This is a genomic window from Streptomyces sp. NPDC029159 (assembly GCF_055564055.1).
Window position 1 is genome coordinate 238,693 of record NZ_JBVHWT010000005.1, and the last position, 22,108, is coordinate 260,800.

Consider the following 22,108-nt stretch of genomic DNA (forward strand, 5'->3'; position numbering starts at 1 on the left):
TGTCTTCTTCTTCTCCTCCCCCGCTCCCCCCCCCCCCCCCCCCCCCCTTCTTCCCCCCCCCCCCCCCCCGGAACGCCATGGCGCCCCCTGGCGGGGGGTGGTGGCCGGCCCCCGCAGCGGTCTCAAGGGGGAGCGGGGGCACGGCGCTTCGGCGCCGGCCGGGCCGCTCCCGGCGAGGTCAGTCCTCGTAGTAGTTGTTGACGATCACGTCGGGCTCGTCGTCGTCGAACGCCTCGTTGAGCAGCGCGCCGCCGACCAGACCGGCCGCACCGGCACCGATGAGCGCACCGGTGCCGAACCGGCGGCCCTGCTGCGGCTGTTCGGGCTGCGGGTACCCCTGCTGCGCGGGCGCCGCCTGCGGGTAGCCCGGCTGGGCGGGCTGCTGGGGGTAGCCGGCCTGGGGGTAACCCTGCTGCGGGGCGGTGTAGTACGGCGGCGGGGTGGTCTGGACGCGCTGGGCGCAGCCGGGGCACGAGGTGATCTGACGCGGGACGCCCCACTGCGGCGACCACATGACGGACGTCGTGCCGGGGCCGTGCGAGGGGTCGAAGAAGCAGGTCATGTCGGTGGCTCCGATCGGGTCGGGGTGGGCGGCGGGGTCCGGCACGGTGGCGTGACCGGGGGGCGGGAAGGCGGCGGGCTCCGGGGGGAGCGGCGGCGCCGGCGGCATCGCGGGCGCGGGCGGCGCCGGGGCGGCCGGTTCGGGGCGCAGGACGTCGACTCCGTAGTCCTGGGCGATCCCGGCGAGCCCGGAGGCGTAACCCTGGCCGACGGCGCGGAACTTCCACTCGGCGCCGTGGCGGTACAGCTCACCGAAGACCATGGCGGTCTCGGCGCCGCCCGCGCCGTGCAGGTCGTAGCGGGCGAGCGCGGTGCCGTCCGCGGCGGTGACCCGGATGTGGGCGGCGGTGACCTGCGCGAAGCTCTGGCGGCGCTCCTCCGCCTCGTAGAGCGAGACCGGGAAGACGATCTTGGTGACGGCGGCGGGGACGGCGTCGAGGTCGATGTCGATCCGGGCGTCGTCGCCGCTGCCGTCGTGCGGCGGGGCGGCGAGCGTCACCGCGCCCTCGGGGCTGCGGAGGTTGTTGAAGAAGACGAAGTGCGCCTCGGACAGCACCTTTCCGGAGCCGTCGCACAGCAGCGCGCTCGCGTCCAGGTCGCAGCCGGTGCCTTGGGTGGCTTCGGTCCGCCAGCCCAGCCCCACCTGAACGGCGGTCAGGCCGGGGGCCTGTTTGCTGAGCGACACATTGCCGCCCTTGGTCAGGGCCACCGTCATCTCTTCCTCCACAACTGCCGTGCCGTACGGCGTCCTTCGGCGTCCGCGATTCTACGGTTACCGGATTGCGCAATGGCTGAAGTATGCCTGGTCCGCAGGGGTGACAAGGCGCTGACCGGCACACTTCGGCCAGGTGGCGCGAAGGGGGGGGCTGGTGTACGCCCCTCCATGGTCTTCGAACGACCGTGAGGCCGGCCTCGGTCCCCGAACGGGCGTGACATCGGCCTCATCTGCTGGGCGTGCAGCGGGATCTGGTGTTTGGTATCCCATCGAAGATGTGCGCCGTTCTCCGGCGCCTCGGCAGTCGCGTCCTCTGTGACGGACCCCACCTGCGTTTTTCTTCTGCACGCCTCTTGACCGCCGCGCGAAGCCGCCCGTAGCGTCCCCGTCACCTCAGCGGAATTTGATTTCTGTATACCGGAATGCTTCCGGGGAAGGCGGCTGGTGTGACCGCAATGCAGGGCGCATCGCGCACGGAGGGGACACCGCTCGCCGGTTCGGCGGCGGGCGTCGTGGGCACCGACACCAGCCCCCGGCTCTACAACCCCGATCTCGCCCCCACCAAGAAGGCGGGCCGCAGCTGGAGCGGGTACAACGTCTTCACGCTGTGGGCCAACGACGTGCACAGCCTGGGCAATTACGCCTTCGCGATCGGGCTCTTCGCCCTCGGCATGGGTGTCTGGGACATCCTCGCCGCCTTCGCCCTCGCCTCCGTCTTCCTCTTCGCCCTGCTGAGCCTCTCCGGTTACATGGGGGCGAAGACAGGTGTGCCGTTCCCGGTGATGAGCCGTATCGCGTTCGGGGTCCGGGGCGCCAAGCTCCCGGCGGCCGTCCGCGGTGGCGTGGCCGTCGCATGGTTCGGCATCCAGACCTATCTCGCCTCGTCCGTGCTCTGCGCACTGCTGGTGGCGGTCGCGCCCGGACTGCGCTCCTGGCAGCAGCACTCGCTGCTCGGACTCTCGGCGCTCGGCTGGGTCTCCTTCCTCGCGCTCTGGCTCCTCCAGGTGCTGATCGTCAGTTACGGCATGGACGTCATCCGCAAGTACATCGCGGTGGCCGCACCGGCCGTGCTGGTGACGATGGCGGCGCTGGCGGTGTGGATGTTCGCCAAGGCGGACTGGTCGTTGGCGATGGACGCCGGTCACCCCTTCGCCGGTGCCGGGCGCTGGCTGCACATCCTGGAGGCGGCGGCGCTGTGGGTGGTCATCTACGGCACCTTCGTCCTCAACTTCTGCGACTTCACCCGCTCCGCGAGGTCGAACCGCTCGATCCTGCTGGGCAACCTCGTCGGCATCCCCGTCAACATGATGTTCTTCGCGGGCATCGTGGTCGTGCTCAGCGGCGCCCAGTTCAAGATCAACGGCCGGATCATCGCCGGCTCCGACGACATCGTGCGGACGATCCCGAACACCTTCCTGCTGGTCCTGGCCTCGCTGGCGCTCATCGTGCTGACCGTCGCGGTCAACCTCATGGCCAACTTCGTCGCCCCCGTCTACGCCCTGGTCAACCTCTTCCCGCAGCGGCTCGACTTCCGCCGCGCGGCCGTCGTCAGCGCCGTCATCGGCCTGGTGATCCTGCCGTGGAACCTCTACGACAGCCCGGTCGTCGTCGAATACTTCCTCGGCGGGCTCGGGGCGCTGCTCGGCCCGGTCTTCGGCATCGTGATGGCCGACTACTGGCTGATCCGCCGGACCCGCGTACACGTCCCGCACCTCTACACCGAGGACCCGGGGGCGAGTTACGCCTACCGCGCGGGCGTCAACCCGCGCGCCGTCGCGGCGCTCGTCCCCTCGGCCGCCGTCGCCGTCGCGGTCGCGCTCGTCCCCTACTTCTCCGCCGTCTCCGGCTTCTCGTGGTTCCTCGGCGCGGTGCTCGCCGCGGTGCTCTACGTGGTCGTGCCCGGCCGGGTGCGCCGTCCCCACGAGGACGTGGACGGCGAGGAGATCGCCGTGCCCAGCGCGTGACGCGCACCGCTCCACCGGAAATCTCTAGCGGAACAGGAACCCCTCATGCGGCTGCTGGTCGTCAACGTCAACACCACCGAATCGATGACCCGGGGCATCGGCGAGCAGGCTGCGGCCGTCGCCGCGCCGGGCACCGAGATCGTGCCGCTCACCCCGGCGTTCGGCGCCGAGTCCGTCGAGGGCAACTACGAGAGCCATCTCGCGGCCGTCGCCGTCATGGAGGCCGTCCGCGCCCACCGCGAGCCGTACGACGCGGTCATCCAGGCGGGGTACGGCGAGCACGGTCGCGAGGGGCTCCAGGAGTTGCTGGACGTCCCGGTCGTCGACATCACCGAGGCGGCCGCCGCCACGGCACAGTTCCTGGGGCGCAGCTACTCCGTCGTCACCACGCTCGACCGGGCCGTCCCGCTGATCGAGGACCGGCTCACCCTCGCCGGACTCGCCGCCCGCTGCGCCTCGGTCCGCGCCAGCGGTCTGGCCGTGCTCGATCTGGAGCGCGACCCGGCGGCCGCCGTCGAGGCGATCGTCGAGGAGGCGGCGCGCGCCGTCGAGCAGGACCGCGCCGAGGTGATCTGCCTGGGCTGCGGCGGCATGTCCGGGCTGGTCGACCGCGTCGTCGAGCGGACCGGTGTGCCCGTGGTGGACGGCGTCGCGGCCGCGGTGACGGTCGCCGAATCCCTCGTCCGCCTCGGGCTGAAGACCTCCAAGGTCCGCACCTACGCGCCGCCGCGCCCGAAGCGGTTCCGCAACTGGCCGCCGGCCGCGGGCGGCCGCGGCTGAGCGAGCGGCGGCGCCGCGCCGCCCGGGCGCACCGCGGCCGTAAGAAGAAAAACCGCAAATAGGGACATAAGGTCTCCGGTGTGTCGCGGTGGTCGCGGCGCCGATCCCGTCGTGCCGCGAAGGGGACCTCATGCCCGTCCCGGAGCTGACCGCCACCGCCCTCGACCGGGCCGCCGCCCGCCTGGTGGCCGCCGGGCCGCACCCGTGCGCCGGGCCGGAGTCCGTACGGCTGGACCCCGTGCACCCGGATCCCCGGGAACGGGCCGCCTGGGACGGCATCGCCGCGGGCTGGGCGCGCACCGCGCCCGCCGATCCGGCGGCCCGGCGGCTGGTCCGTGCGACCGTCGACGAACTGGTCGCCGAGGCGCTGCGCGCGGTGCCCCGGTACGGGACCCGTCCGGACGTGGAGGTGCGGCTGCCCGGCCGGTTCGCCCGTGCGCTGCCCGACTGGGCGCACCGCCGCCGCCCGGGTCTCGCCCACCGGCCGAGTACCCAACTCGCCGTCACCGCCGAGATCCTGCGGACCTGGGGCTGGCAGCAGCGCCCGCACCGGCTGCGGGACCGCCGCGGGCGCCGGTGCGTCTGCGGGGCGCTCCTCGGCGCGGTGGCGCTCGGCGTCGGCTCCGAGGACGCCGCGGAGCGCGCCGCCGCCCACATCCTCGGCGAACTGCGCCACCGCGGCTGGCAGGCGCTGATCGGCGACTGGAACGCGGTACCGGGCCGCACCCGGGAGCAGGCCGTCGAACTGGTCACGGCCGCGCGGGGGCGGGCGTTGGCCGCAGGGGAGTGAGGGGCGGCCCACGGGTGGGGCGGGCGGCCCGTGCCGCCCGCCGTCCCCTGCTACGCCGTCGCCACCAACGGCCGCAGCCGGGTGGTGCCCAACCGCTCCACCAGCGGCGCCGCGCGGCCCGCCGGGACGGACACCGCGCAGGCCACGGCCGCACCGACGAGCAGCCCGACCGCCACATCGTGCGGATAGTGCGCGCCCACCCACACCCGGGACGCGGCCATCAGCAGCGCCAGCACCGCGGCGAGCGCGCCGATCCGCCGGTCCGCCAGAAGGAGCGCCACGGCGGCGGCTCCCGCGATGGCGGCGTGGTTGCTGGGGAACGACCAGTCACCCGGCGGCGGGCACGCCTGGACGGTGACGGTGTGCAGCACCTGGCACGGCCGCCGCTCGTCGAAGACCGCCTTGACCAGGTCGTTCACGAGGTACCCGGCGACGATCACCACCGGTACGGCCAGCACCCGCGCCATCCGGACCGCGTCCCCGCCGGAGCGCGCCCGCCACCATGCGACGGCCAGGCACAGGACGAACGTGCCGAGGCCGAAGTCTGTCCACACCGACACCGCGGAGTTCCACGGCGCCGGGGCGTGCGCGGCGAGATCGGTCACCCAGAGGTAGAGCCCCCCGTCCAGGGAGGCCCCGCCGGCGGCGAGCGGAATGGTCACGGCAGCTCCTTGTGAGCGGGGGAGGGGCGGACGACCCGTATGCGGGCCCGGGCCGCCCGCCCCGGAGGGAGGCCCGGACCGGACGGCATGAGTGTCTACACAGCAGTAGACCGACTACGTCACTGTAGACGACGATGTGCGAGGCTGGACGCCGTGAGCGGTGCGGAGGAGGCGCGATGAGCGGTGCGGAGAAGGAACGGCGGCCCGCCGGTGAGCTGGAATCCGATGTGCTCGCCGTGCTGTGGGCGGCGGACGGCCCCCTCACCCCGGGGCAGGTTCAGCAGACGCTCGGCGCGTCCCTCGCGCGCACCACGGTCACCACGATCCTCACCCGCCTCCACGGCAAGGGCACCGTCGTCCGCGCCCGCTCCGGCCGCGGCTACGCCTACGCACCCGCCCAGGACGCCCCCGGGCTGACCGCCCGCCGGATGCACTCGGAGCTGGCGAAGGACGAGGACCGCGGCGCGGTGCTCGCCCGGTTCGTCTCCCAGCTCTCCGACGAGGACGAGCTGCTGCTGCGCGCGCTGCTCGACGAGGGGCCCGCCGGAGACCGCCCGTGATGGCGCTGGTGTGGGTGCCGCTGCTCGCGCCGTTCCTCGCCGTCCCGGCGGCCCGGCGGCTGGCCGACGCCCTCGCCCCGCGCCGCGCCGCCGCACTGCTGCTCTGCGTCGCGGTGGGGCTCGCGCTCTGCACCGCGGCGGCGCTGGCGCTGCTGACGGTCCCCGGCGCGTCGTATCTGCCGTGGGTGGCCGCCGCCGGTGAACTGCTCACCCCGCTCGCCGACGGGCCGCCCGCGGTGACCGTCGGCGTCTCGGCGGTGGCCGCCGCACTGCTGGCCGCGAGCGCCGCCGCGGTGACGGTCCGCCTCCGTGCCCACCGCGCCGACCTGCGGGAGGCCCGTACGCGGGCCGGGGCGTTCCGCGGTGAGCTGGCCGTGGTGCCCGACGAGCGGCCGGACGCCTTCGCACTGCCCGGGAGGCCCGGGCAGCCCGGCCGGATCGTCGTGACCACCGCGATGCTGCGCGCCCTGGAACCGGCCGAACGCGCGGCGCTCCTCGCCCATGAACGCGCCCATCTGCGCGGCCGGCACCATCTGCTGCTCGCCGCCGTGGACCTCGCCGCCCGCTGCCATCCGGCGCTGCGCGGCCTCCGTGCGCCGCTCGGGTACGCGCTGGAGCGGATCGCCGACGAGGCCGCGGCGGACGCCGTCGGCGACCGGACGCTGACCGCCCGCGCGGTGGGCCGGGCGGCGCTCGCGGGCGGCCCCGCGCCCCGGCCCCGTACGGTCCTGGCGGCCACCGCCGGGCCGGTGCCGCGCCGGGTGGCGGCGCTGCTCGGCCGGGAGGTGGGCGCCCGCCCGGCGCCCCGGCTGCGCCGCGCCGTCGCCGCCGGGCTGCTGCTCTGCCTGGTCACCACGGGCGCGGCGGAGCTGAGCGCCGCCGACACCCTGCACGCCCACATCGAGGTGGCCCAGGGCGAGTGGCGGTGAGCCGGGGCCCGGCGGGCCCCGGCGACGGCACCGCTCAGGCGCCCTCCCGGGCCTCCTCCTCCGGTACCGAGATCACCCAGTGGCTGTCCTGGCGCGGCCGCAGATAGCAGGCCCAGTACAGGGCCGCCGCCGCGACGATCGCGCCGGTGATCGCCAGGCTCTCGGCGCTCTGCTGCCACAGCACCCACACCAGGACCAGCACCAGCAGCGCCGGGATCGCCGGCCACAGCGGCATCCGCCAGGCCGCGCGGTGCCGGTGCGCGCCCCGCCGGGCGACCAGTGCGCCCAGCGCCACGAAGACGTACATCGCCGCGACGGCGACGCCGGTGACCTCGCTCAGCATGTCCAGGTCGACGAAGCACAGGGCCGCCCCGGGCACGCCCACCGCCAGCGTCGCCGCCCAGGGGGAGCCGAAGCGCTGTCCGAGGTGGGACAGGGCCCGGTTGACGCCGGTCGGCCAGGCCGCGTCGCGTGCCGAGGCGAAGACCACCCGGGAGTTCTGGATCACCATCACGATCGCCGCGTTGATGATCGCCAGCGCGATGCAGAGGCTGACGAACGTGCCGACCGCCGAATTGCTCCAGGACTCCACCATGCCCGCGACATCACCCGAGGTCAGCGTCGCCAGATCCGGTGCGCCCAGCGTGATCGCGACGACCGGTACGAGGACCACCGCCGCGCCGATGCCCAGCGTCCACAGGACCGTACGGGAGACGTTGCGCCGCGGGTTCTCCATCTCCTCGGCGAGGTACACCGCCGTCGAGAAGCCCTGGAGGATGAAGAGCGCGGTGGCCAGCCCGGTCACCACCAGGCCCGCGGTGAGCGCGGTGCTGTGCCCGTCGGGCGTGGCGATCACCGGGTGGACCAGGACGGAGGCGGAGCGGCTGGTGTGGCTGAAGCCGAGGAAGGCGACGACCGCGGCGGCCACCACCTCCAGGACCAGGAAGATGCCGGTGATCCAGGCGTTGGCCCGCAGATCGAGCAGGCCCATGGCGGTGGCGAGGAGCATCACCCCGGCGGCCGTCCACTGCGGATCGAGCCGGATCAGCGGCGCCAGGTAGTCGGCGGTGCCCAGCGCGATGATCGGCGGCACGATCATGACGACGATCAGCGACAGCACGAAGACCAGCCAGCCGGCCAGCCGCCCCATCAACGTGCCGACCATCGCGTACTCGCCGCCGGAGCTGGGGATCAGCGTGCCCAGCTCCGAGTAGGTGAACGCGACGCCGATACAGAGCACGGCGGCGATGGCGATGGTGAGCGCGGTGCCGGTGCCCAGCGTCGCGAAGGAGTCCGGCACGATCACGAAGAGCGAGGACGCCGGGGTCAGGCAGGAGAGCGTGAGCAGGGTGCCGCCCACCACGCCGATCGACCGGTTGAGCTTGGGCGCTCCACCGGTCGCGGCGTCCGTATCCGCTCCGGCCGCAGGCGCCGGACGGTGATCCGCCGCGGGAGGCGCGGAGGCAACGGGTGTGGAGGGCGTAGTGGTCATCCGTGTCCCATCGTGCGAGCGGCCGAGGTGCGTGCCGAAGAGGTGGTGCCACGAAGCGGTGCGACCCGAGAAGCGCGGCAGCGGCGCGGTCGCCGTTTCGGTGACCGAATGAAACCCCTGTCCCAGAGGCGCGTCAAGGTTTCCTATGAAATTCACGAGACGACGAAATCCGTTGCGGGGAGAGGGTGATGTGGAGGTATTGGTGCCATGTTGGAGGCGTGGGAACGGAATCGGTGGTGGGGCCGGAGGTCCGGTCGTGGCTCCGGCGGGAGTTGCCCGGGGGTGGCCGGGGCGGTGCGGCAGGCGGGCGACGGGCTCCGGCGCGGCGGTGTGGCGGCCGCCCTCCGGCCCGCGGGCGCGCGCCACGGCCGTACGCATTCCGTCGCCCGTGGAATCCGTCGTAAGAGCCCGCCGATGCCCGGAAGCAGCGCCCGGAAGCGCCGCTGACCTGGTGCGGTACCGGCCGGGCGAGGGGCGCTCCGGGCGGCCGCGGGCCCGCCGTTCGCCCCGCGCCCACCGGGATCCCGCCCCGCGCCACGCTCCGTACGCGGTACGGGCGCCCGCCTCGCTCCTGTGGACGCTTTTCGGCCAGCCCCGGGTACAGGTGACCCGCACCCCGGAGGTACCGTGGGAGCCACGCGTCGCCTCCGGGCGCCGCACGGCGGTGGGGCCCGCCGTACCCAACCGCGGCAGACGCCGCCAACGGTCCCTACTTGCGACGACGTGCGCCCGGCGACGGGCACCGCGAGTAGGAGAGACGAATGGTGAAGGCCCAGGAACCGGTGTGTGACGACCCCGTCGACCCCGATGTCGGCGCCCGCCCGCCCGCGCGGCGCCGTACCCCGCCGAGCGGCCAGGGCGCCGTGATCGGCGTGGTCTCCCTCGGCGGCGTCCTCGGCGCCTGCGCCCGCTACGGCGCCTCGCTGCTGTGGCCCACCCCGCGCGGCGGCTTCCCCTGGACCACGCTCGCGGTCAACTCCCTCGGCTGCGCCGTCATCGGCGTCTTCATGGTGCTGATCAGTGAGGTCCGCTCCACCCACCGCCTGGTGCGGCCCTTCTTCGGCACCGGCGTGCTGGGCGGCTTCACCACCTTCTCCACCTACGCCGTGGAGACCCAACGCCTGATCGCCGACGGCCGGGCCCGTACCGGGCTCGCCTATCTGGCGCTGACCCTCGTGGCGGCGCTGGTGTCCGTGACCCTCGCGTCGACGGCCACCCGCCGCCTCGTCGCAGGGAGGCAGAAGTGAGGTTCACCGGATCCGCGCTGCGGGCGACCGTCTACGTCGGGGAGCACGACACCTGGCACCACAAGCCGGTCTTCGTCGAGATCGTCCACCGCGCCCGGGCCGCCGGGCTCGCCGGCGCCTCCGTCTTCCACGGCATCGAGGGATTCGGCTCCTCGTCCGTCATCCACACCAGCCGTCTGCTGTCGCTCAGCGAGGACCTGCCGGTCGCCGTCGTCCTCATCGACACCGAGGAGCGCATCCGCGGCTTCCTGCCGCAGCTCGACGAGGTGGTGGGCGACGGCCTGGTCACCCTGGACGTCTGCGAGACGATCCGGTACACCCGGAGCGAGGTGCGCCGGTGAACTGGCTGCTCGTCATCGCCGGCGCCGCGGTCGGCGCCCCGCTGCGCTACCTCACCGACCGCGCCGTCCAGGCCCGCCACGACTCGGTCTTCCCCTGGGGCACCTTCACCGTCAACGTCTCGGCGTGCGTGATCCTCGGCCTGATCACCGGCGCCGCGGCCTCCGGCGCGGTCCCCTCCCAGGTGCAGCTGACCCTGGGCACCGGGCTGTGCGGGGCACTGTCGACGTACTCGACCTTCTCCTACGAGACACTGCGGCTGGCCGAGGACGGCGCACGCTTCCTCGCGGTGGCCAATGCCGCCGCCCAACTCGCCGCCGGGCTCGGCGCCGCGTTCCTGGGCGCGGCGGTCGCCGGGGTGCTCTAGGGCCTGACCGGCCTTGACCTCAACTGCACTTGAGGTCCTAGCTTCGTGAGCATGACGACCACAAGCACCCCGCAGAAGGACACCACCACGCGCGACCAGCGGCCGATCGCCCTGGTTGCCTGGGGCGCCACCCAGGCGATCCTGCGGCACTCGCAGGCCGCCCTGGCGCGCATCGACCTCACCCAGTTCCAGTGGTGGGCGCTCAACAACATCGTCCGGGCCGAGCACGGCCTCACCAGGGAGGAGATCCGCGCCCTGGACGTGCCCTACGGCATGGACACCCAGGTGATCGCCCACGCCGCCGACGCCCTCGTGCACCGGGGCTGGCTCGACACCGGCGCGGACGACCGGCTGACCCTCACGGAACAGGGCCACGAGGGCCTGGCGACGGCGAAGGAACACATGGACCGGGTACGCGCGGAGCTCCTCGGCGACATCACGGAGGAGGAGCACGCGACGGCGGTCTCCGTACTCCAGCACATCACCGACAACCTCGCCTGACGGTGCCGTTGCAGGCAGCAGCTGCCGCCTCGTCCACACCCGCGGAGCGACCGCGCCGCACCCGGCGTACCGGGTGCGGCGCACGCCTCACAGGTGTGCGGCGATGGACGGCATCAGGTCCTGGAAGGTGCGGCCGTTCGCCGGGGTGCCGAGGGCGGCCATCTGCCAGCCCTGGTCCGAGCGGTACACCTTGGCCATGATCTGCGCGGTGTGCGCGCCGCCGCCGTCGAGGGTGTAGCGCGCCAGCTCCTGGCCGGTGGTCTCGTCGACCAGGCGGCAGAAGGCGTTCTGGACCTCCTGGAATGTCTGCCCGGTGAAGGAGTTGACGGTGAAGACGATCTGGTCGACGTTGGCCGGTACCTGTCCCAGGTCGACCAGGATCGACTCGTCGTCGCCGCCCTGACCGGCGCCGCCCACGCGGTTGTCGCCGGTGTGCCGGACCGAACCGTCGTCACTGATCAGATGCTGGAAGAAGACGACGTCGACGGGCTGCTGCCCGGCGAAGAGCACCGCGGAGGCGTCCAGGTCGATCTCCTTGGCGGTGAGCTTGGCCCAGAACCCCTTGCGGCCCGCGGCCTGCCAGCCCAGGCCCATCCGCACGAGGGTGAGCGCCCCGCCGTCGGACTTGCTCAGGCTGATCTTCTGGCCCTTGCTCAGATTTACGGACATCAGATTCCTCTGTCGTGACGGTGAGCCGGGCGGTCGCCCACCGGACGACGGGCGTGCCGCGGGCGTGCCCGCCCGGCTGCGGAAACCCAAAATCTACAACACTGTAGAGAAGGTGCGGGCGGTGCGCGCGGACCCGGCGCCGGGCCGGCGGAAAGGGCCCGCCCGCTCCCGGACGGGCCCCCGTAGGTCCTGCCGTCAGCTCTGGCTGTGCGACGGCCCGAAGAACTCGACCGCGGCGATGGCCACCTGCTTGTCAGGACCCGTCCCGTACGCCGAGTCCACGGTCAGCCGCACCTTCACCACATCGCCGTACCGGAACGACTGGTGCTGGAAACCGCTGCCCTGGTCGAGGTTGATGACCTGGGTCGCGGTGTGTCCGTCGTCCATGGTGATCTGCGCCGTGACCCGGTGCGGCTGCGCCGACTTGGCGAGCGCCTCGGCGTGCGACGACTCACCGGGCGTGATGCCGATGTCCAGCAACCGCACCGGGTCCGAGAACCGCGCCTCCAGCCAGTTCCCCGTCCCCGGCGAGATCCCGGGCCCCCACCAGGTGTTGCTGAACGGGTCGAACGCCTGCTCAGGGCCGTGCTTGGCGAACGACCGGGACGCGGTGGCCGCCTCCGGGCTCACCAGCGCGCGCTTGGCGAAGTGGTCCTTGACCGTCTGGATGCCCTCGTCGATGTGGAACAGCCCGAACACGACGAGGCCGAGCGCCGCGGCCGTCACCAGCCACCGCAGGATCCGGCCGAGCTGCCGGCGCAGCCGCGGCCGGTCCCCGGCCCACGGCTGCTCCCGGTTGCGGCGGTCGAACAGCCGCCGCCACCACGGCAGCCGGGCCGGGCCCTCGGGCGACGACGCCATCCGCATCGCACAGCGGCAGCAGAAGTGCCGGTCCGGCCGGTTGGGCGTACCGCACCAGGGACAGGCCGTCCCCTCCACGGTCTGGTACTCGCCCGGCGCCCGGACCTGCGGCCGCGCCGCGACCGGCTGCCCCGGCAGCACGGGCGCCACGGACGGCCGCTCCGGCTCCCCCTGCGGATCATCGACCGGCACGAGCAACGCCCGGGCACGGGCACGTTCGTCCTCGGCCGGATCGGAGGAACCGGACGACGCGGTGCCGGACGCGGTCCCGGACGCGGCCGGACCGGAGCCCTCCGCCGCACCGGTGCCGGACGCGGTGCCGGAGCCCGCCGTGCCGCCCGTGGCGCCGGACCCCGCCGTGCCGCCGGTGCCCGAGGTCCCGGACGTCCCGGAGGTCCGCTCCCGGCCGGTGCCCGCGGTGTCGGAGGCACCGTCCGGTGCGGCCGGGCGGCCCGGGGCGGGCGGCACGTCGGCGGTGTCCTCGTCCGGGTCGGACGAGGGGCGGGGCGCGGCGGCGGCCGGGCGGGCGCCGGCGGGCGTCCAGCGCAGGACGGCGCCGCAGGTGTCGCAGAACGGCTGTCCCGCCTCGTGCGGCGTACCGCACTGCTCGCAGGCCGCAGGGCGCGCGTCCTTGCCGGAGGCTCCGGAGGACGGGCTGTTGCTCATGTCGGTCAGGTCCTTTCCGCCGTCAGCACCTCGACGGTGTACGGCATGTGGGCGGGGCGGGCGGCCGCCACGAGGGCGTCCAGTCGGTGGGTGTCCGCGGCGGTCGGCGCGGGCAGCCGGAGCGTGACGTGCAGCCGCGGGCGGCGCTCGCCCGGGGCCGGGCCGCGCGGACGGGCGCTCCACGCCGCCGCGCCGCTCTCGGAGATCTCCGGTGCGACGCCGAACGCCAGCCGCACCGTCTCCGCCAGCCCGCGGCGGGTACCGCGCACCCGGTGCAGATGGGCCGCCGCGGCCACCGCGGCCCGCAGCCGCGCCTGACCGGCGGCGTCACCGTCGTCGATCCCGTCGGTGTCGGCCCCCACCCACCAGCCCAGCCAGCGGGTGAAGTCGGCAGGGGCCAGCGACGGCCGGAAGTAGGAGTCCAGACAGTCCAGGACGTTGACGAGCGGCGCCAGCACCTCGTCCAGACCCGCGACGAAGTCCTGCGCCAGCGCGTCGTCCGCGAAGACCGCCGGCAGCATCGGGCCCAGCGGTGCCGACGACACCAGCCCGTCCACCGAGCCCCTCACGACGCGTCCCCGATGACCCGGACCCGGTGGTCGAAGGAGAACACCAGCGACGACGGATCGAGATCGATACGGTCCGACTGGTCGCCGCGGCGGCCGGTCAGCGGGTCGGCCGGGTGCAGCAGCACCTCGTCCACCAACTCCACGCCCGGCACCCGCTGGAGCACCGCGAAGACCTCACCGGCCTGCACCGGACGCCCGAACGGCCAGCCGTTGCCGTCCGCACCGCCGGTCAGCGGATCGAGGTGGCGGTAGAGCGCGTCGTGCGCCTCGCGCCGCACCCGGTCCACGTCCACCCCACGGAAGGCGTGCAGCGTGGAGACGACCGTGACGCCCTGGTAGAACGGCGGGCCCACCGCGAGCCGGGTCCCGATCAGCCGCCGGTCGTCCAGATACCGCGTCACCCGCTCCAGCAGCGAGTCCGCGGGCACCAACTGCTCGAACCGCAGCCGGCCGCCCGGGTCCGGCACCGCCTGCGGCACCACCAGCACCCGCACCGCGTACGCGCCGTGCTCGCCCTCGTCACCGGCGAGGCAGGTGATCCGGGCCGTCTCCGGCGCCGCCCGCCGGGCCAGCTCCGCGTAGTCCCGCAGCGTCACCGCGCGGTCCTGCGCCCGCAGCGTGATCGGCGCGCGGGCCCGCGCCTCCTCGACGGTCTCGCCGTCGACCCCGCCGCGCGCCGCCTCCCGGTTGACCACCTCGGCGACGTACGGGACGGAGTCGCGCAGCGCACGCACCGCGCCCCGGGCGACGTTGCCGGTGCGGCCGCCGCCGGTGCGGTAGCGGCGGGCGCGGATCGTGGAGCCCTTCGGCGGCATCGCGCCGTAGTGGCGCATCGTCCCGTCCGGCTCGCGCACCGACGGGCCGAACGCGATCTCGCCGGTGGTGGCGTCCAGCGTCACATGCCGGTCGTCGGGGCCGGACGCCGCGAAGTGCGGCACCACCTCCCAGTCCGTCCAGCCGTCGTACTCGGCGACCTGGAGGTGGAGCGGCGGACTGTCGCCGACGACGGGCGTACGGGCCAGCCGCAGCCGCTGGCCGGGCAGCCCGCCGGACTCGCCGAGCGGCTCGTCGTACACCGTCTCGGCGTGCACCGCGGGGGTGGTGCCGCCCACCGTGAACGCCTCCGCCGACCGCACGGTGGGCGAGGTGGTGTAGAAGGGCTGGCCGGACGCGGCCTCGGTGACGCGGCAGCGGATCCAGCCCGCCTCGTTCCGCCCGGACCGGGACAGCACATGGCCGCCGGGCACGTGCAGCACCACGTCGCCGGGCCGGTTGAGACCACCGGTGGTGTCCTGGTCGACCTCGCACGCCGCCCAGCCGTCGGCGGTCCACGCCTCCCACACCAGGGGCGGCTGCCGCGGGTCGACACCCACGCCGTCGACCCGGCTGTCGAGCCGCAGCGCCACCGCGCAGTGCGGCACCGCGGCGCTCAGCCCCAGCAGCATGCAGTCGCCCGGCCGCGGCGCCTCGGCGAAGCAGAGCAGGTCCTGGCCCTCCTGGAGGTCGGAGGTCCGGTCGGTGACGGGCTGCCCCTCGTTCTGCACCGCGAGATGGGCGAGCGAGGACGGCACCACCGTCAGCTCCCGCTCGGTGGCGAAGACCACCGCGTCCTCGCTGTCCGCCCGCACCGTCGCCGCCTCGGTGCCCAGCGGCACCCGCACCGGCTCGTCCTGCGCCGCGGACAGCCAGAACGTCAGCTCCGTCCGCGCCGCCGACGGCGGGAAGAGCGTGATGCCGACGAGGTCGAGGAAGGCGAGGTGGTTCTTCTCCGGGACGCGGTTGAGCCGGTAGACGATCTGGTCGGCCATGTGCGCGACGGTCTCCACCAGCGTCACGCCGGGGTCGGACACGTTGTGGTCGGTCCACTCCGGGGCGCGCTGCTGGATGTAGCGCTTGGCGTCGTCGACGAACTGCTGGAAGCGCCGGTCGTCGAGGTTCGGGGAAGGCAGGGCCATCAGCGGTCGCTTTCGGTGGACGGGCCGGGGGAGTCGGGAGCGGAGTCGGGGCCGTCGTGGGCGGGAATGACGTAGAAGGGGAAGACGAGGTTGCGGGGGTTGTTGGTGCCGCGGATCGTGTAGCGCACGTCGATGAAGAGGACGCCCGGCTCGTCGCCCGCGGTCACCTCCACGTCGTGCACCTCGATACGCGGCTCCCACCGGTCGAGGCTGGTGTGCACCTCGTGCTGGATACGGCCGGCGGTCGCCTCGTTGACCGGCGCGAAGACCATGTCGTGGATGGCGCAGCCGAACTCCGGCCGCATCGGCCGCTCACCGGGCGCCGTCGCCAGCACCAGATGAATGGCCTCCTCCACCTCCCGCTCCCCGCTGACCAGGGCGATCCCCCCGGTCGGACTGATGCGCAGCGGGAACGACCAACCGGATCCGACGAATTGTTCGGGCATCAGATCACCGGGACCCCGTCGACGGTGACGTACCCGGCGAACGCGACCTCCGCGGCGACGACCGCCACGTTGCCGGTCGCCAGGATCTGCATGGCCGCACCGGCGATCAGGTTCACATCGGCGCCACCGGCCAGGTGCAGCATCGCGCCGGCGTCGATCGTGCCGGCCCCGCCCGCGTTCAGGTTGAACATGCCGCCGGCCTGGAGCGCCAGATCGACGCCGCCCTTGACCGACATCGCCCCGCCCGCGGTGAGGCTCATCGCCCCGCCCGCGTACATGTTCATCGCCCCGGCGGCCCGCAGGGACAGACTGCCCTGGGACTCCACGGACACCGACGTGTTGCCCGTGATGCTGACGCTTCCCTTGCTGTCGACGGTGATCTGTGTCTTGGTGCGGTCGAGTTCGACGGTCAGCCGGTCGTCCCCGGTCCGCAGCCGCACCCCGCGCTTGCGCAGCCCGCTCTTCTGGCTGAGCAGATCGACGCGGTTGTTCTCCCGGTCGGCGACGGTGTGGCGGCTCGCCTTCCCGCTGAGCCGGTCGTGCAGCGGCACATCGCCGTTCTCCGGCTTGTCCTTGCCGTTGTAGAGCCCGCCGATGACGTACGGATGGTCCAGCGCACCCCGGTCGAACGCCACCAGGACCTCGTCCTTGACGTCCAGCGGCACGATGGAGCCGCCGTTGACGCCGCCCAGCTGCACGGTGCGCGTCCAGTCGCTGACGTACCTGTCGTCCAGCCACGGGAACCGCAGCTTGACCCGGCCCTGCTTCAGCGGGTCCTTCACATCCGTGACGATCGCGTTGGCGACGGACGGCAGTCGCGAGGCGGCCGTGGCGCCGCCGGACGCCACGCCGTACAGCGACCGCCACTGACGCCCGCTGACGGTCACCCACGTCTCGTAGTGCCGCCCGGAGGCGAAGACGTGCCGCACCCCCGTCGCGGTGTACTTGCCCTCGAAGGGTTCGCCGACGTCGGTGAGGGTCACCGGGGTGTCCGGCCGCAGCTTCGGCGCGCCGCGCACGGTGACCTCCAGCTCCGCGAAGGACGCCGTGACGTCGTCGGCCAGCGCGTCCGCCGCCCGCTTGACCTGCGGCTGCTGGTCGTAGGGTGTGTGGGTCTCGACGAGCGGGGAGGTCGGGAACGCCGTGGCCGCCTTGCCCGGCGTGGTGCCGATGGCGAAGCCGGGGTTGTCCTTCGCGTCCGACCGCTCCCGCAGCACCTTCTTGCCCTGCACGTCCCAGCCGCGCGCCTCCGTCCGCGGCACCTGGTCGGCGGCGGTGACGGCGGAGCGGCAGCGCAGGATGTCGACGCCCGCCTGGAGGACGTACGGGCTCTTGTCGCCCGGGGTGCTCTCCGGCGGCGCGCCCGACGCCTTGTCGGGGGTGACGAACTGGAACTTCCCGCGCGGGTCGAGGAACATCACCTTCTCGTTCTCGTCCGCGAGGCGGGAGAGGAAGTCCCAGTCGGTGACGTTGTCCTGGGTGAGGAAGTCGTACGTCCCCTTCGTGGACTCGATCCGCCCGACGGTGATGCCGCTGTCGGCGACCAGCTTCCGGGCGATGGCCGCGGCCGTCATCCGGGTGTAGCCGGCGACCCGGCGCTGCCGGAGCAGCCGGTGTCCGAGGTCGTAGCCGCGGACGAGGGTGAAGGTGCCGGTGCCGTCGTACTCCGTCTCCAGCGCGGTGACCTCGCCGCTGATCAGCGGATCCTGGGCGCCCTTGCCGTCGGCGACCGGCGCCAGCGCGACCTTGGTGCCGATCTTGATGCCGGCGGAGCCGAGCAGTTTGCGGTGCGGGTCGCGGAAGGTGAGCTGGAAGGCGCCGGGCACCCCGGAGCCGAGGTCCACCCAGGCGTCCGACAGGTACGGCAGCAGTTTCTTCGGCAGCGGGGAGCCGCCGATCGTGACGTGGATGACGCTGGAATAGGCGAGCTTGGTCATGCTCCGGTCACCTCCTCGACGGCGGGCAGCATCAGTTCGGTGCCGGGCGACAGCCGCGACGGGTCGTCGATGCCGTTGGCCGTGGCGATGGCCCGCCAGAACCCGGCGTCGCCGTACTCCCGCCAGGCCAGCGACGGCAGCGAGTCCCCGGCCACCAGCCGGTGCACCCGCCGCGCGGTCAGCGCCCCCGAGGTCGGGTTCTGCCCCTTGGTGTCGGTGGGGATCTCGCCCAGCCGCATCCGGCAGGTGGCCCGGATCGGCAGTCCGGTGGTGCCGAACAGCGTGTACGTGACGTCGACGGAGGCCACGTACGCGGTGAAGTGCGCGGTGGAGAACCCGCCCCACTCGAACACCACCCACGGCGTCGACGGCTGCTTCGCGGCAATGCTCGCGGCCGTCACCTCACAGCAGTCGAGCAGCGCGTCGACCTTCTTCAGGACCTCGTTGCTGTCCGGCTTGTCCGAGCAGTCCAGGAAGATCTCCACGGTCAGCTCCCGGGCGTACGCGCCGATGAACTCGGGGAGCGCGCCGTTGCGGACGGCGGGTGCCGGTGTCACCTTCCAGTCGGCGCGCTGGCTGAGCGCCAGCTGCGAGGGGTTGAAGTCGAAGCCGAACGTACGCTTCAGCGCGCCGGGCGTGGTGCTCTCGCCGACCGGCGGCTCATGGATCGCGAGCGAGGCGCGGACCAGGCTCTTGCCCGCGCCTTTGCCACCGGAACCCGCCATCACGCACCTCCCGCGTCGGTGAAGCCGTGGTGGGTGATCTCCAGGACCTCGGTGGCCACCCCCGGGCTCTCCGGATCGAGGGACGGGCCCTGCCAGCGGACCGGCAGCACGTCGATGAGCCCCCAGCGGGCGACGACCGAACCGTCCGCCCGCAGCGCCGCGATCTGCGCGGTGGGACGGCGCACCCCGGTGGTCACCGACGAGATCCAGGCCGCGACCTTCGAGGTGTCCGGGGTCAGCGGGCGGGTCAGCCGGATGCTGGAGAAGGTGACGCGGGACGGCAGCTGCCAGACGAAGCCGTTGTTGCCGCCCTCCTGGTGGTGCTCGATCTCCACCTCGGAGGCGAGCCCTTCACAGCCGTTGAAGTACCCCAGACTCTCGCCGTCGATGGTCAGGGTGAAGAAAATGGTGGATCCCGGATCGAGATCGCTGGGCATCGCGGCGGCCTTTCTGATACGGACGTGAGGGCAAAGCGGGGGTGGGCCGCGTCAGCGGCGCGGATCGCGGAGTCTGCCGATGCGCTCCCGGTCGTGACGGAATTCGGCCTTCAACCGGGGGACCAGCAGCCCGATCAACCGGTGGACCAGCTCGTCGACCTGGCCGTCGGTGAGGTTGCGGGCATCGAACCCGTCCCCCTCCCGCCCGCCGGACCGCTTCGGGGAACTCTTCTCGGGCACCTGCCGGTTACGGGCCGAGGTGCGCTTGAGCGGCGGCTGCTCCCGGCTCGGCGTCCGCTCCGGCACCGGAACACTCTTCCCGGTGGGAAGCGGCGGAGCCTGGTGCGGCTCCCGCGTCGGCGGCGCACTCTTCTCCAGCAGCGGCCGCCGCTCCGACCCGCCCTGCTCAGGGGCGCGTTGGACGGCGGGGAGGGGTGGGAGCGGCGGTACGGGGGCCGGGCCTCCTGCGGGCGGTCCGGCTGCCGGGAACGAGGGGCCGGCCGCCGGTGCCGGGGGCGCGGTGGGCACGCTCGCCGGACGCGGTGTCAGCGGTGCGGCCCTGCGCTGGACGGCGGGCGGCGCGGCACCTGCCGCGGTCGGGAGCGGGACCGGCGGGCGGCGCGGCGCGTCCCCGGTCCCGCCCGGCGCCGGGGCGGCGCGGAGCGGAGCGGCCTGCGGGGCGGGTGCGCTCGCCGGTCCGGACCGCGGCGCGGCCGCGGGGCCGTTCAGCGTCGTGGTGACGGCCGGGGCCTGCGACGCCGGGCCGTCCGGGAGCTGCCGCAGCTGCACGGGGGCGCCGGGTGCCGGGGCGCCCGGCTGCCGCGCCGGGCTCGACGGCGACTGCGCCGGCCGAACGGACGGCGCGCCCGGCACCGGAGCGGGACGCAGCGGCGCGGCGGCCGGGGCCGTACGCCGCTGGACGGGGGCGGCGGCCGGGGTGCCGGACGCCGTCGCCGAGGTCAACGGGCGGGCGGAGGCCAGCGGCAGGGCCGCGGCCGGACGCGTCGGGGCGGCGGCGGACGGCCCGGCGGCGGGCGGGGTGTTCGGGCGGACGACGGGGGCCAACTGCGGGGGCGCGGGCTCCGGCGACACGGGTTTCGCCGCCGCGGGTTCCGGTGCCACGGGAGCCGCGAACGGAGGCCGGACGGTGGCCCCCGGAGGCGTGGCTTCCGGTACGGCCCGGGCGATCGGGGTCGGCAGCGGGAGCCGGGGGGTGTCGCCGGTCGGGTGGCCGGTGTTTGCGGGGCGCATCCCGGAGGACTGTGCTGCGGCGGGCCGCCGTACGGGGACGGCACGCTGCACGGGCGCGGGGCCGTCGGCCGTGGTGCCCGAGGACCCGGCCGGGCGGTGCGGTGCGATGGGGGCACCGGTCGCCGGGCCCGAACGCGCCGACTCGGCCTGCGGCGGGGCGATCAGCGGGGCACCCAGCAGGGGACGCCGCCGGGCCGGTTCCGTGGACCCGGGAGCGGACGGTGCCGTGCGGCGTGCGACGGGCAGGCTCGGGCCGGAAGCGGCGACGGACCGGGCCGAGGGGGCGGGCGGTGCGGGGGAGTTGGCCGCGGCGGTGCGGGTGGGGGCTGCCGCGCCCGGTGCCGGAGCCGGTGCCGGAGTGGGAGCCGGAGTCGTGGACGGCGCTGCGGCGGAGGGCGAGCTGGACGCGGTCGGCGCGACAGGCGCGGTGGGCATGGCCGGTGTGCTCGGCGCCGGAGGCGTGGGGGGCGTGGGGGCGGTCGGCGTGCCCGGCGCCGGGGCGACCGGTGCCGACGGCGACGCGGCCGAACGCACCGCCCCCGTAGGCGGGTTGAGCCCGGCCGACCGCTGCACCGGCGTACCGGACGGCGCCGCCGGGGTGGGCACCGGCGCACCGGAGGGCGTCGCCGGAGCGGCCGGGCCGGAGGCGGGCGACGGCTGTGCGGCGCGCGGCGTGCCCAGCCCCCTGCGCACGGCGGCGCCCTCGGTGCTGCGCTGCACCGGGTGCCCATCGGTACCGGAGGAAACCGGACGCGTGCCGGGAGCCGTACGGCCGGAAGGAGCGCCGGGGCCCGCAGCCGGAGGGGCCGGGGGAGAGGACGCCGACGGGCCGGAGGGCGGCGCGGCCGGGCCGCCGGGCGTACCGGACGCCGGGCCGGAGGGGCCCGCCGGGCGCGGCGTTCCCGGGGCGGACGGAGTCCCCGCCGTACGCGCCGCGTCGGGCGCGGCCAGGGCGCGGGAGACGGCCAACGGACGGTCACCACCCGCCGAAGGGGCGGAGCCGCCAGGCGAACCCGCGGTACGCGAGACGGTGACGGCACCGGACGCACCGGAGCGCTGCGAGGCGGCGGAGCCCTTCGGCGCCCCGAGCCCCTTCGGCGCAGCGGCGCTCGGAGCCGAGGGGCGGCCGGACGCCGACGCAGAGCTGGAGACCGAGGGAGCTGACGAGGGGCCGGAGGCCGACGGAGTCGACGAGGGGCCGAACGCCGACGGCGAGGGCGTGGGTCCGGTCCCCGACGAGGCAGGCGTACGCGGAGCGACGGAGGCGGACGCATTCGGTGCCGCGCTCACACCGGTGCCGCTCGTCGGTGCCGGGCCGGACGACGGCGTACCCGGACGCGCAGCCGCGCCCGCACGGGGCGGACTTCCCTGCGTACCGGCGGACGTGCCCGCTTCGGGCCGGGAGGGCGCACCGACCGGCCCGGCGGTGCGAGCGGGACGCGGCGTTCCAGGGACGGCAGGCGCGGCGGGGGTGCGCGTGGCCTTCTGCACCACGGGCAGCGGCCCGGCGAGCCCGGCCCCCGGCGCACCACCCGGCCGACCACCGCCGGGGCGCGACGCACCCGCGGAATTCCCGGGCCGGTATGAGGACTCCTGCTGACCTGAACTCCGTTGCTCATAAAGCGAGTTGGTGATGCGAAGGGGGTTCGGAGGGGACACCGGAGCGGTCCCCGCATCGGGCGCCG

General features: G+C 74.4%; 22 protein-coding genes. 10 read left to right on the forward strand and 12 right to left on the reverse strand.

The window, feature by feature from the left end; genetic code table 11:
• Nucleotides 1-178 precede the first annotated feature (178 nt).
• The gene (locus ACZ4U4_RS13310; RefSeq protein WP_467872633.1) at nucleotides 179-1,276 is read right to left on the reverse strand and encodes a TerD family protein; all 1,098 of its coding nucleotides are present in this window, start codon (nucleotides 1,274-1,276) and stop codon (nucleotides 179-181) included.
• Nucleotides 1,277-1,731: 455 nt separating this feature from the next.
• On the opposite strand from ACZ4U4_RS13310, the gene ACZ4U4_RS13315 reads away from it, so the two are divergent.
• From ACZ4U4_RS13315 to ACZ4U4_RS13325, 3 genes are all read left to right on the forward strand, one after another.
• Nucleotides 1,732-3,240, forward strand: a complete 1,509-nt coding sequence (locus ACZ4U4_RS13315; RefSeq protein ID WP_467873120.1) for an NCS1 family nucleobase:cation symporter-1 — start codon at nucleotides 1,732-1,734, stop codon at nucleotides 3,238-3,240.
• A gap of 45 nt (nucleotides 3,241-3,285) precedes the next feature.
• Nucleotides 3,286-4,020, forward strand: a complete 735-nt coding sequence (locus tag ACZ4U4_RS13320) for an aspartate/glutamate racemase family protein (protein ID WP_467872635.1) — start codon at nucleotides 3,286-3,288, stop codon at nucleotides 4,018-4,020.
• 130 nt (nucleotides 4,021-4,150) lie between these two features.
• Complete coding sequence (locus ACZ4U4_RS13325; RefSeq protein ID WP_467872638.1) at nucleotides 4,151-4,810, forward strand: DUF6197 family protein; 660 nt, start codon at nucleotides 4,151-4,153, stop codon at nucleotides 4,808-4,810.
• A gap of 50 nt (nucleotides 4,811-4,860) precedes the next feature.
• Here ACZ4U4_RS13325 and ACZ4U4_RS13330 read toward each other — a convergent pair whose 3' ends face one another.
• Entirely contained in the window at nucleotides 4,861-5,466 is a 606-nt protein-coding gene (locus tag ACZ4U4_RS13330; RefSeq protein ID WP_467873123.1) for a phosphatase PAP2 family protein, read from the reverse strand.
• 182 nt (nucleotides 5,467-5,648) lie between these two features.
• Between ACZ4U4_RS13330 and ACZ4U4_RS13335 the strand changes: the two genes are divergently transcribed.
• Both ACZ4U4_RS13335 and ACZ4U4_RS13340 read left to right on the forward strand, forming a co-directional pair.
• Entirely contained in the window at nucleotides 5,649-6,032 is a 384-nt protein-coding gene (locus ACZ4U4_RS13335; protein ID WP_467872640.1) for a BlaI/MecI/CopY family transcriptional regulator, read from the forward strand.
• Entirely contained in the window at nucleotides 6,032-6,961 is a 930-nt protein-coding gene (locus ACZ4U4_RS13340; protein ID WP_467872643.1) for a M56 family metallopeptidase, read from the forward strand. The genes ACZ4U4_RS13335 and ACZ4U4_RS13340 overlap by 1 nt, the downstream gene beginning before the upstream one ends.
• Nucleotides 6,962-6,995: 34 nt before the next feature.
• Here ACZ4U4_RS13340 and ACZ4U4_RS13345 read toward each other — a convergent pair whose 3' ends face one another.
• The gene (locus ACZ4U4_RS13345) at nucleotides 6,996-8,453 is read right to left on the reverse strand and encodes an APC family permease (RefSeq protein WP_467872645.1); all 1,458 of its coding nucleotides are present in this window, start codon (nucleotides 8,451-8,453) and stop codon (nucleotides 6,996-6,998) included.
• Nucleotides 8,454-9,214: 761 nt separating this feature from the next.
• On the opposite strand from ACZ4U4_RS13345, the gene crcB (ACZ4U4_RS13350) reads away from it, so the two are divergent.
• The 4 genes from crcB (ACZ4U4_RS13350) to ACZ4U4_RS13365 are packed head-to-tail and all read left to right on the forward strand — an operon-like array spanning nucleotide 9,215 to nucleotide 10,907.
• Complete coding sequence (gene crcB / locus ACZ4U4_RS13350) at nucleotides 9,215-9,700, forward strand: fluoride efflux transporter CrcB (RefSeq protein ID WP_467872647.1); 486 nt, start codon at nucleotides 9,215-9,217, stop codon at nucleotides 9,698-9,700.
• Nucleotides 9,697-10,041: a DUF190 domain-containing protein gene (locus tag ACZ4U4_RS13355; protein WP_467872650.1), complete on the forward strand. Its 345-nt coding sequence runs from the start codon at nucleotides 9,697-9,699 to the stop codon at nucleotides 10,039-10,041. Before crcB (ACZ4U4_RS13350) ends, ACZ4U4_RS13355 begins: the two co-directional genes overlap by 4 nt.
• Complete coding sequence (gene crcB, locus ACZ4U4_RS13360) at nucleotides 10,038-10,406, forward strand: fluoride efflux transporter CrcB (RefSeq protein WP_467872653.1); 369 nt, start codon at nucleotides 10,038-10,040, stop codon at nucleotides 10,404-10,406. Before ACZ4U4_RS13355 ends, crcB (ACZ4U4_RS13360) begins: the two co-directional genes overlap by 4 nt.
• 51 nt (nucleotides 10,407-10,457) lie before the next feature.
• Nucleotides 10,458-10,907: a MarR family winged helix-turn-helix transcriptional regulator gene (locus tag ACZ4U4_RS13365; protein WP_467872655.1), complete on the forward strand. Its 450-nt coding sequence runs from the start codon at nucleotides 10,458-10,460 to the stop codon at nucleotides 10,905-10,907.
• Between the two features lie 87 nt (nucleotides 10,908-10,994).
• Here the strand turns inward: ACZ4U4_RS13365 and ACZ4U4_RS13370 are convergent, their stop codons facing one another.
• From ACZ4U4_RS13370 to ACZ4U4_RS13410, 9 genes are all read right to left on the reverse strand, one after another.
• The gene (locus ACZ4U4_RS13370; RefSeq protein WP_467872657.1) at nucleotides 10,995-11,576 is read right to left on the reverse strand and encodes a TerD family protein; all 582 of its coding nucleotides are present in this window, start codon (nucleotides 11,574-11,576) and stop codon (nucleotides 10,995-10,997) included.
• Between the two features lie 195 nt (nucleotides 11,577-11,771).
• Nucleotides 11,772-13,103, reverse strand: a complete 1,332-nt coding sequence (locus ACZ4U4_RS13375; protein ID WP_467872659.1) for an NADase-type glycan-binding domain-containing protein — start codon at nucleotides 13,101-13,103, stop codon at nucleotides 11,772-11,774.
• A 5-nt stretch (nucleotides 13,104-13,108) separates the two neighbouring features.
• Nucleotides 13,109-13,672, reverse strand: coding sequence for a phage tail protein (locus tag ACZ4U4_RS13380; RefSeq protein ID WP_467872662.1), 564 nt, complete (start codon nucleotides 13,670-13,672; stop codon nucleotides 13,109-13,111).
• The gene (locus tag ACZ4U4_RS13385) at nucleotides 13,669-15,627 is read right to left on the reverse strand and encodes a putative baseplate assembly protein (RefSeq protein ID WP_467872664.1); all 1,959 of its coding nucleotides are present in this window, start codon (nucleotides 15,625-15,627) and stop codon (nucleotides 13,669-13,671) included. The genes ACZ4U4_RS13380 and ACZ4U4_RS13385 overlap by 4 nt, the downstream gene beginning before the upstream one ends.
• Nucleotides 15,627-16,073 (reverse strand): GPW/gp25 family protein, encoded by a 447-nt coding sequence (locus ACZ4U4_RS13390; RefSeq protein ID WP_467872667.1) that lies wholly within the window; start codon nucleotides 16,071-16,073, stop codon nucleotides 15,627-15,629. The genes ACZ4U4_RS13385 and ACZ4U4_RS13390 overlap by 1 nt, the downstream gene beginning before the upstream one ends.
• Nucleotides 16,073-18,010, reverse strand: coding sequence for a VgrG-related protein (locus ACZ4U4_RS13395; RefSeq protein ID WP_467872669.1), 1,938 nt, complete (start codon nucleotides 18,008-18,010; stop codon nucleotides 16,073-16,075). The genes ACZ4U4_RS13390 and ACZ4U4_RS13395 overlap by 1 nt, the downstream gene beginning before the upstream one ends.
• Nucleotides 18,007-18,735 (reverse strand): CIS tube protein, encoded by a 729-nt coding sequence (locus tag ACZ4U4_RS13400; protein WP_467872671.1) that lies wholly within the window; start codon nucleotides 18,733-18,735, stop codon nucleotides 18,007-18,009. The genes ACZ4U4_RS13395 and ACZ4U4_RS13400 overlap by 4 nt, the downstream gene beginning before the upstream one ends.
• Nucleotides 18,735-19,172, reverse strand: coding sequence for a phage tail protein (locus tag ACZ4U4_RS13405; RefSeq protein WP_030278852.1), 438 nt, complete (start codon nucleotides 19,170-19,172; stop codon nucleotides 18,735-18,737). The genes ACZ4U4_RS13400 and ACZ4U4_RS13405 overlap by 1 nt, the downstream gene beginning before the upstream one ends.
• 51 nt (nucleotides 19,173-19,223) lie before the next feature.
• A complete protein-coding gene (locus ACZ4U4_RS13410) occupies nucleotides 19,224-20,264 on the reverse strand; it encodes a hypothetical protein (RefSeq protein WP_467872674.1) in 1,041 nt (346 codons plus the stop codon).
• A gap of 532 nt (nucleotides 20,265-20,796) precedes the next feature.
• Between ACZ4U4_RS13410 and ACZ4U4_RS13415 the strand changes: the two genes are divergently transcribed.
• Entirely contained in the window at nucleotides 20,797-22,023 is a 1,227-nt protein-coding gene (locus ACZ4U4_RS13415; protein ID WP_467872677.1) for a hypothetical protein, read from the forward strand.
• The last annotated feature ends 85 nt before the right edge of the window (nucleotides 22,024-22,108 follow it).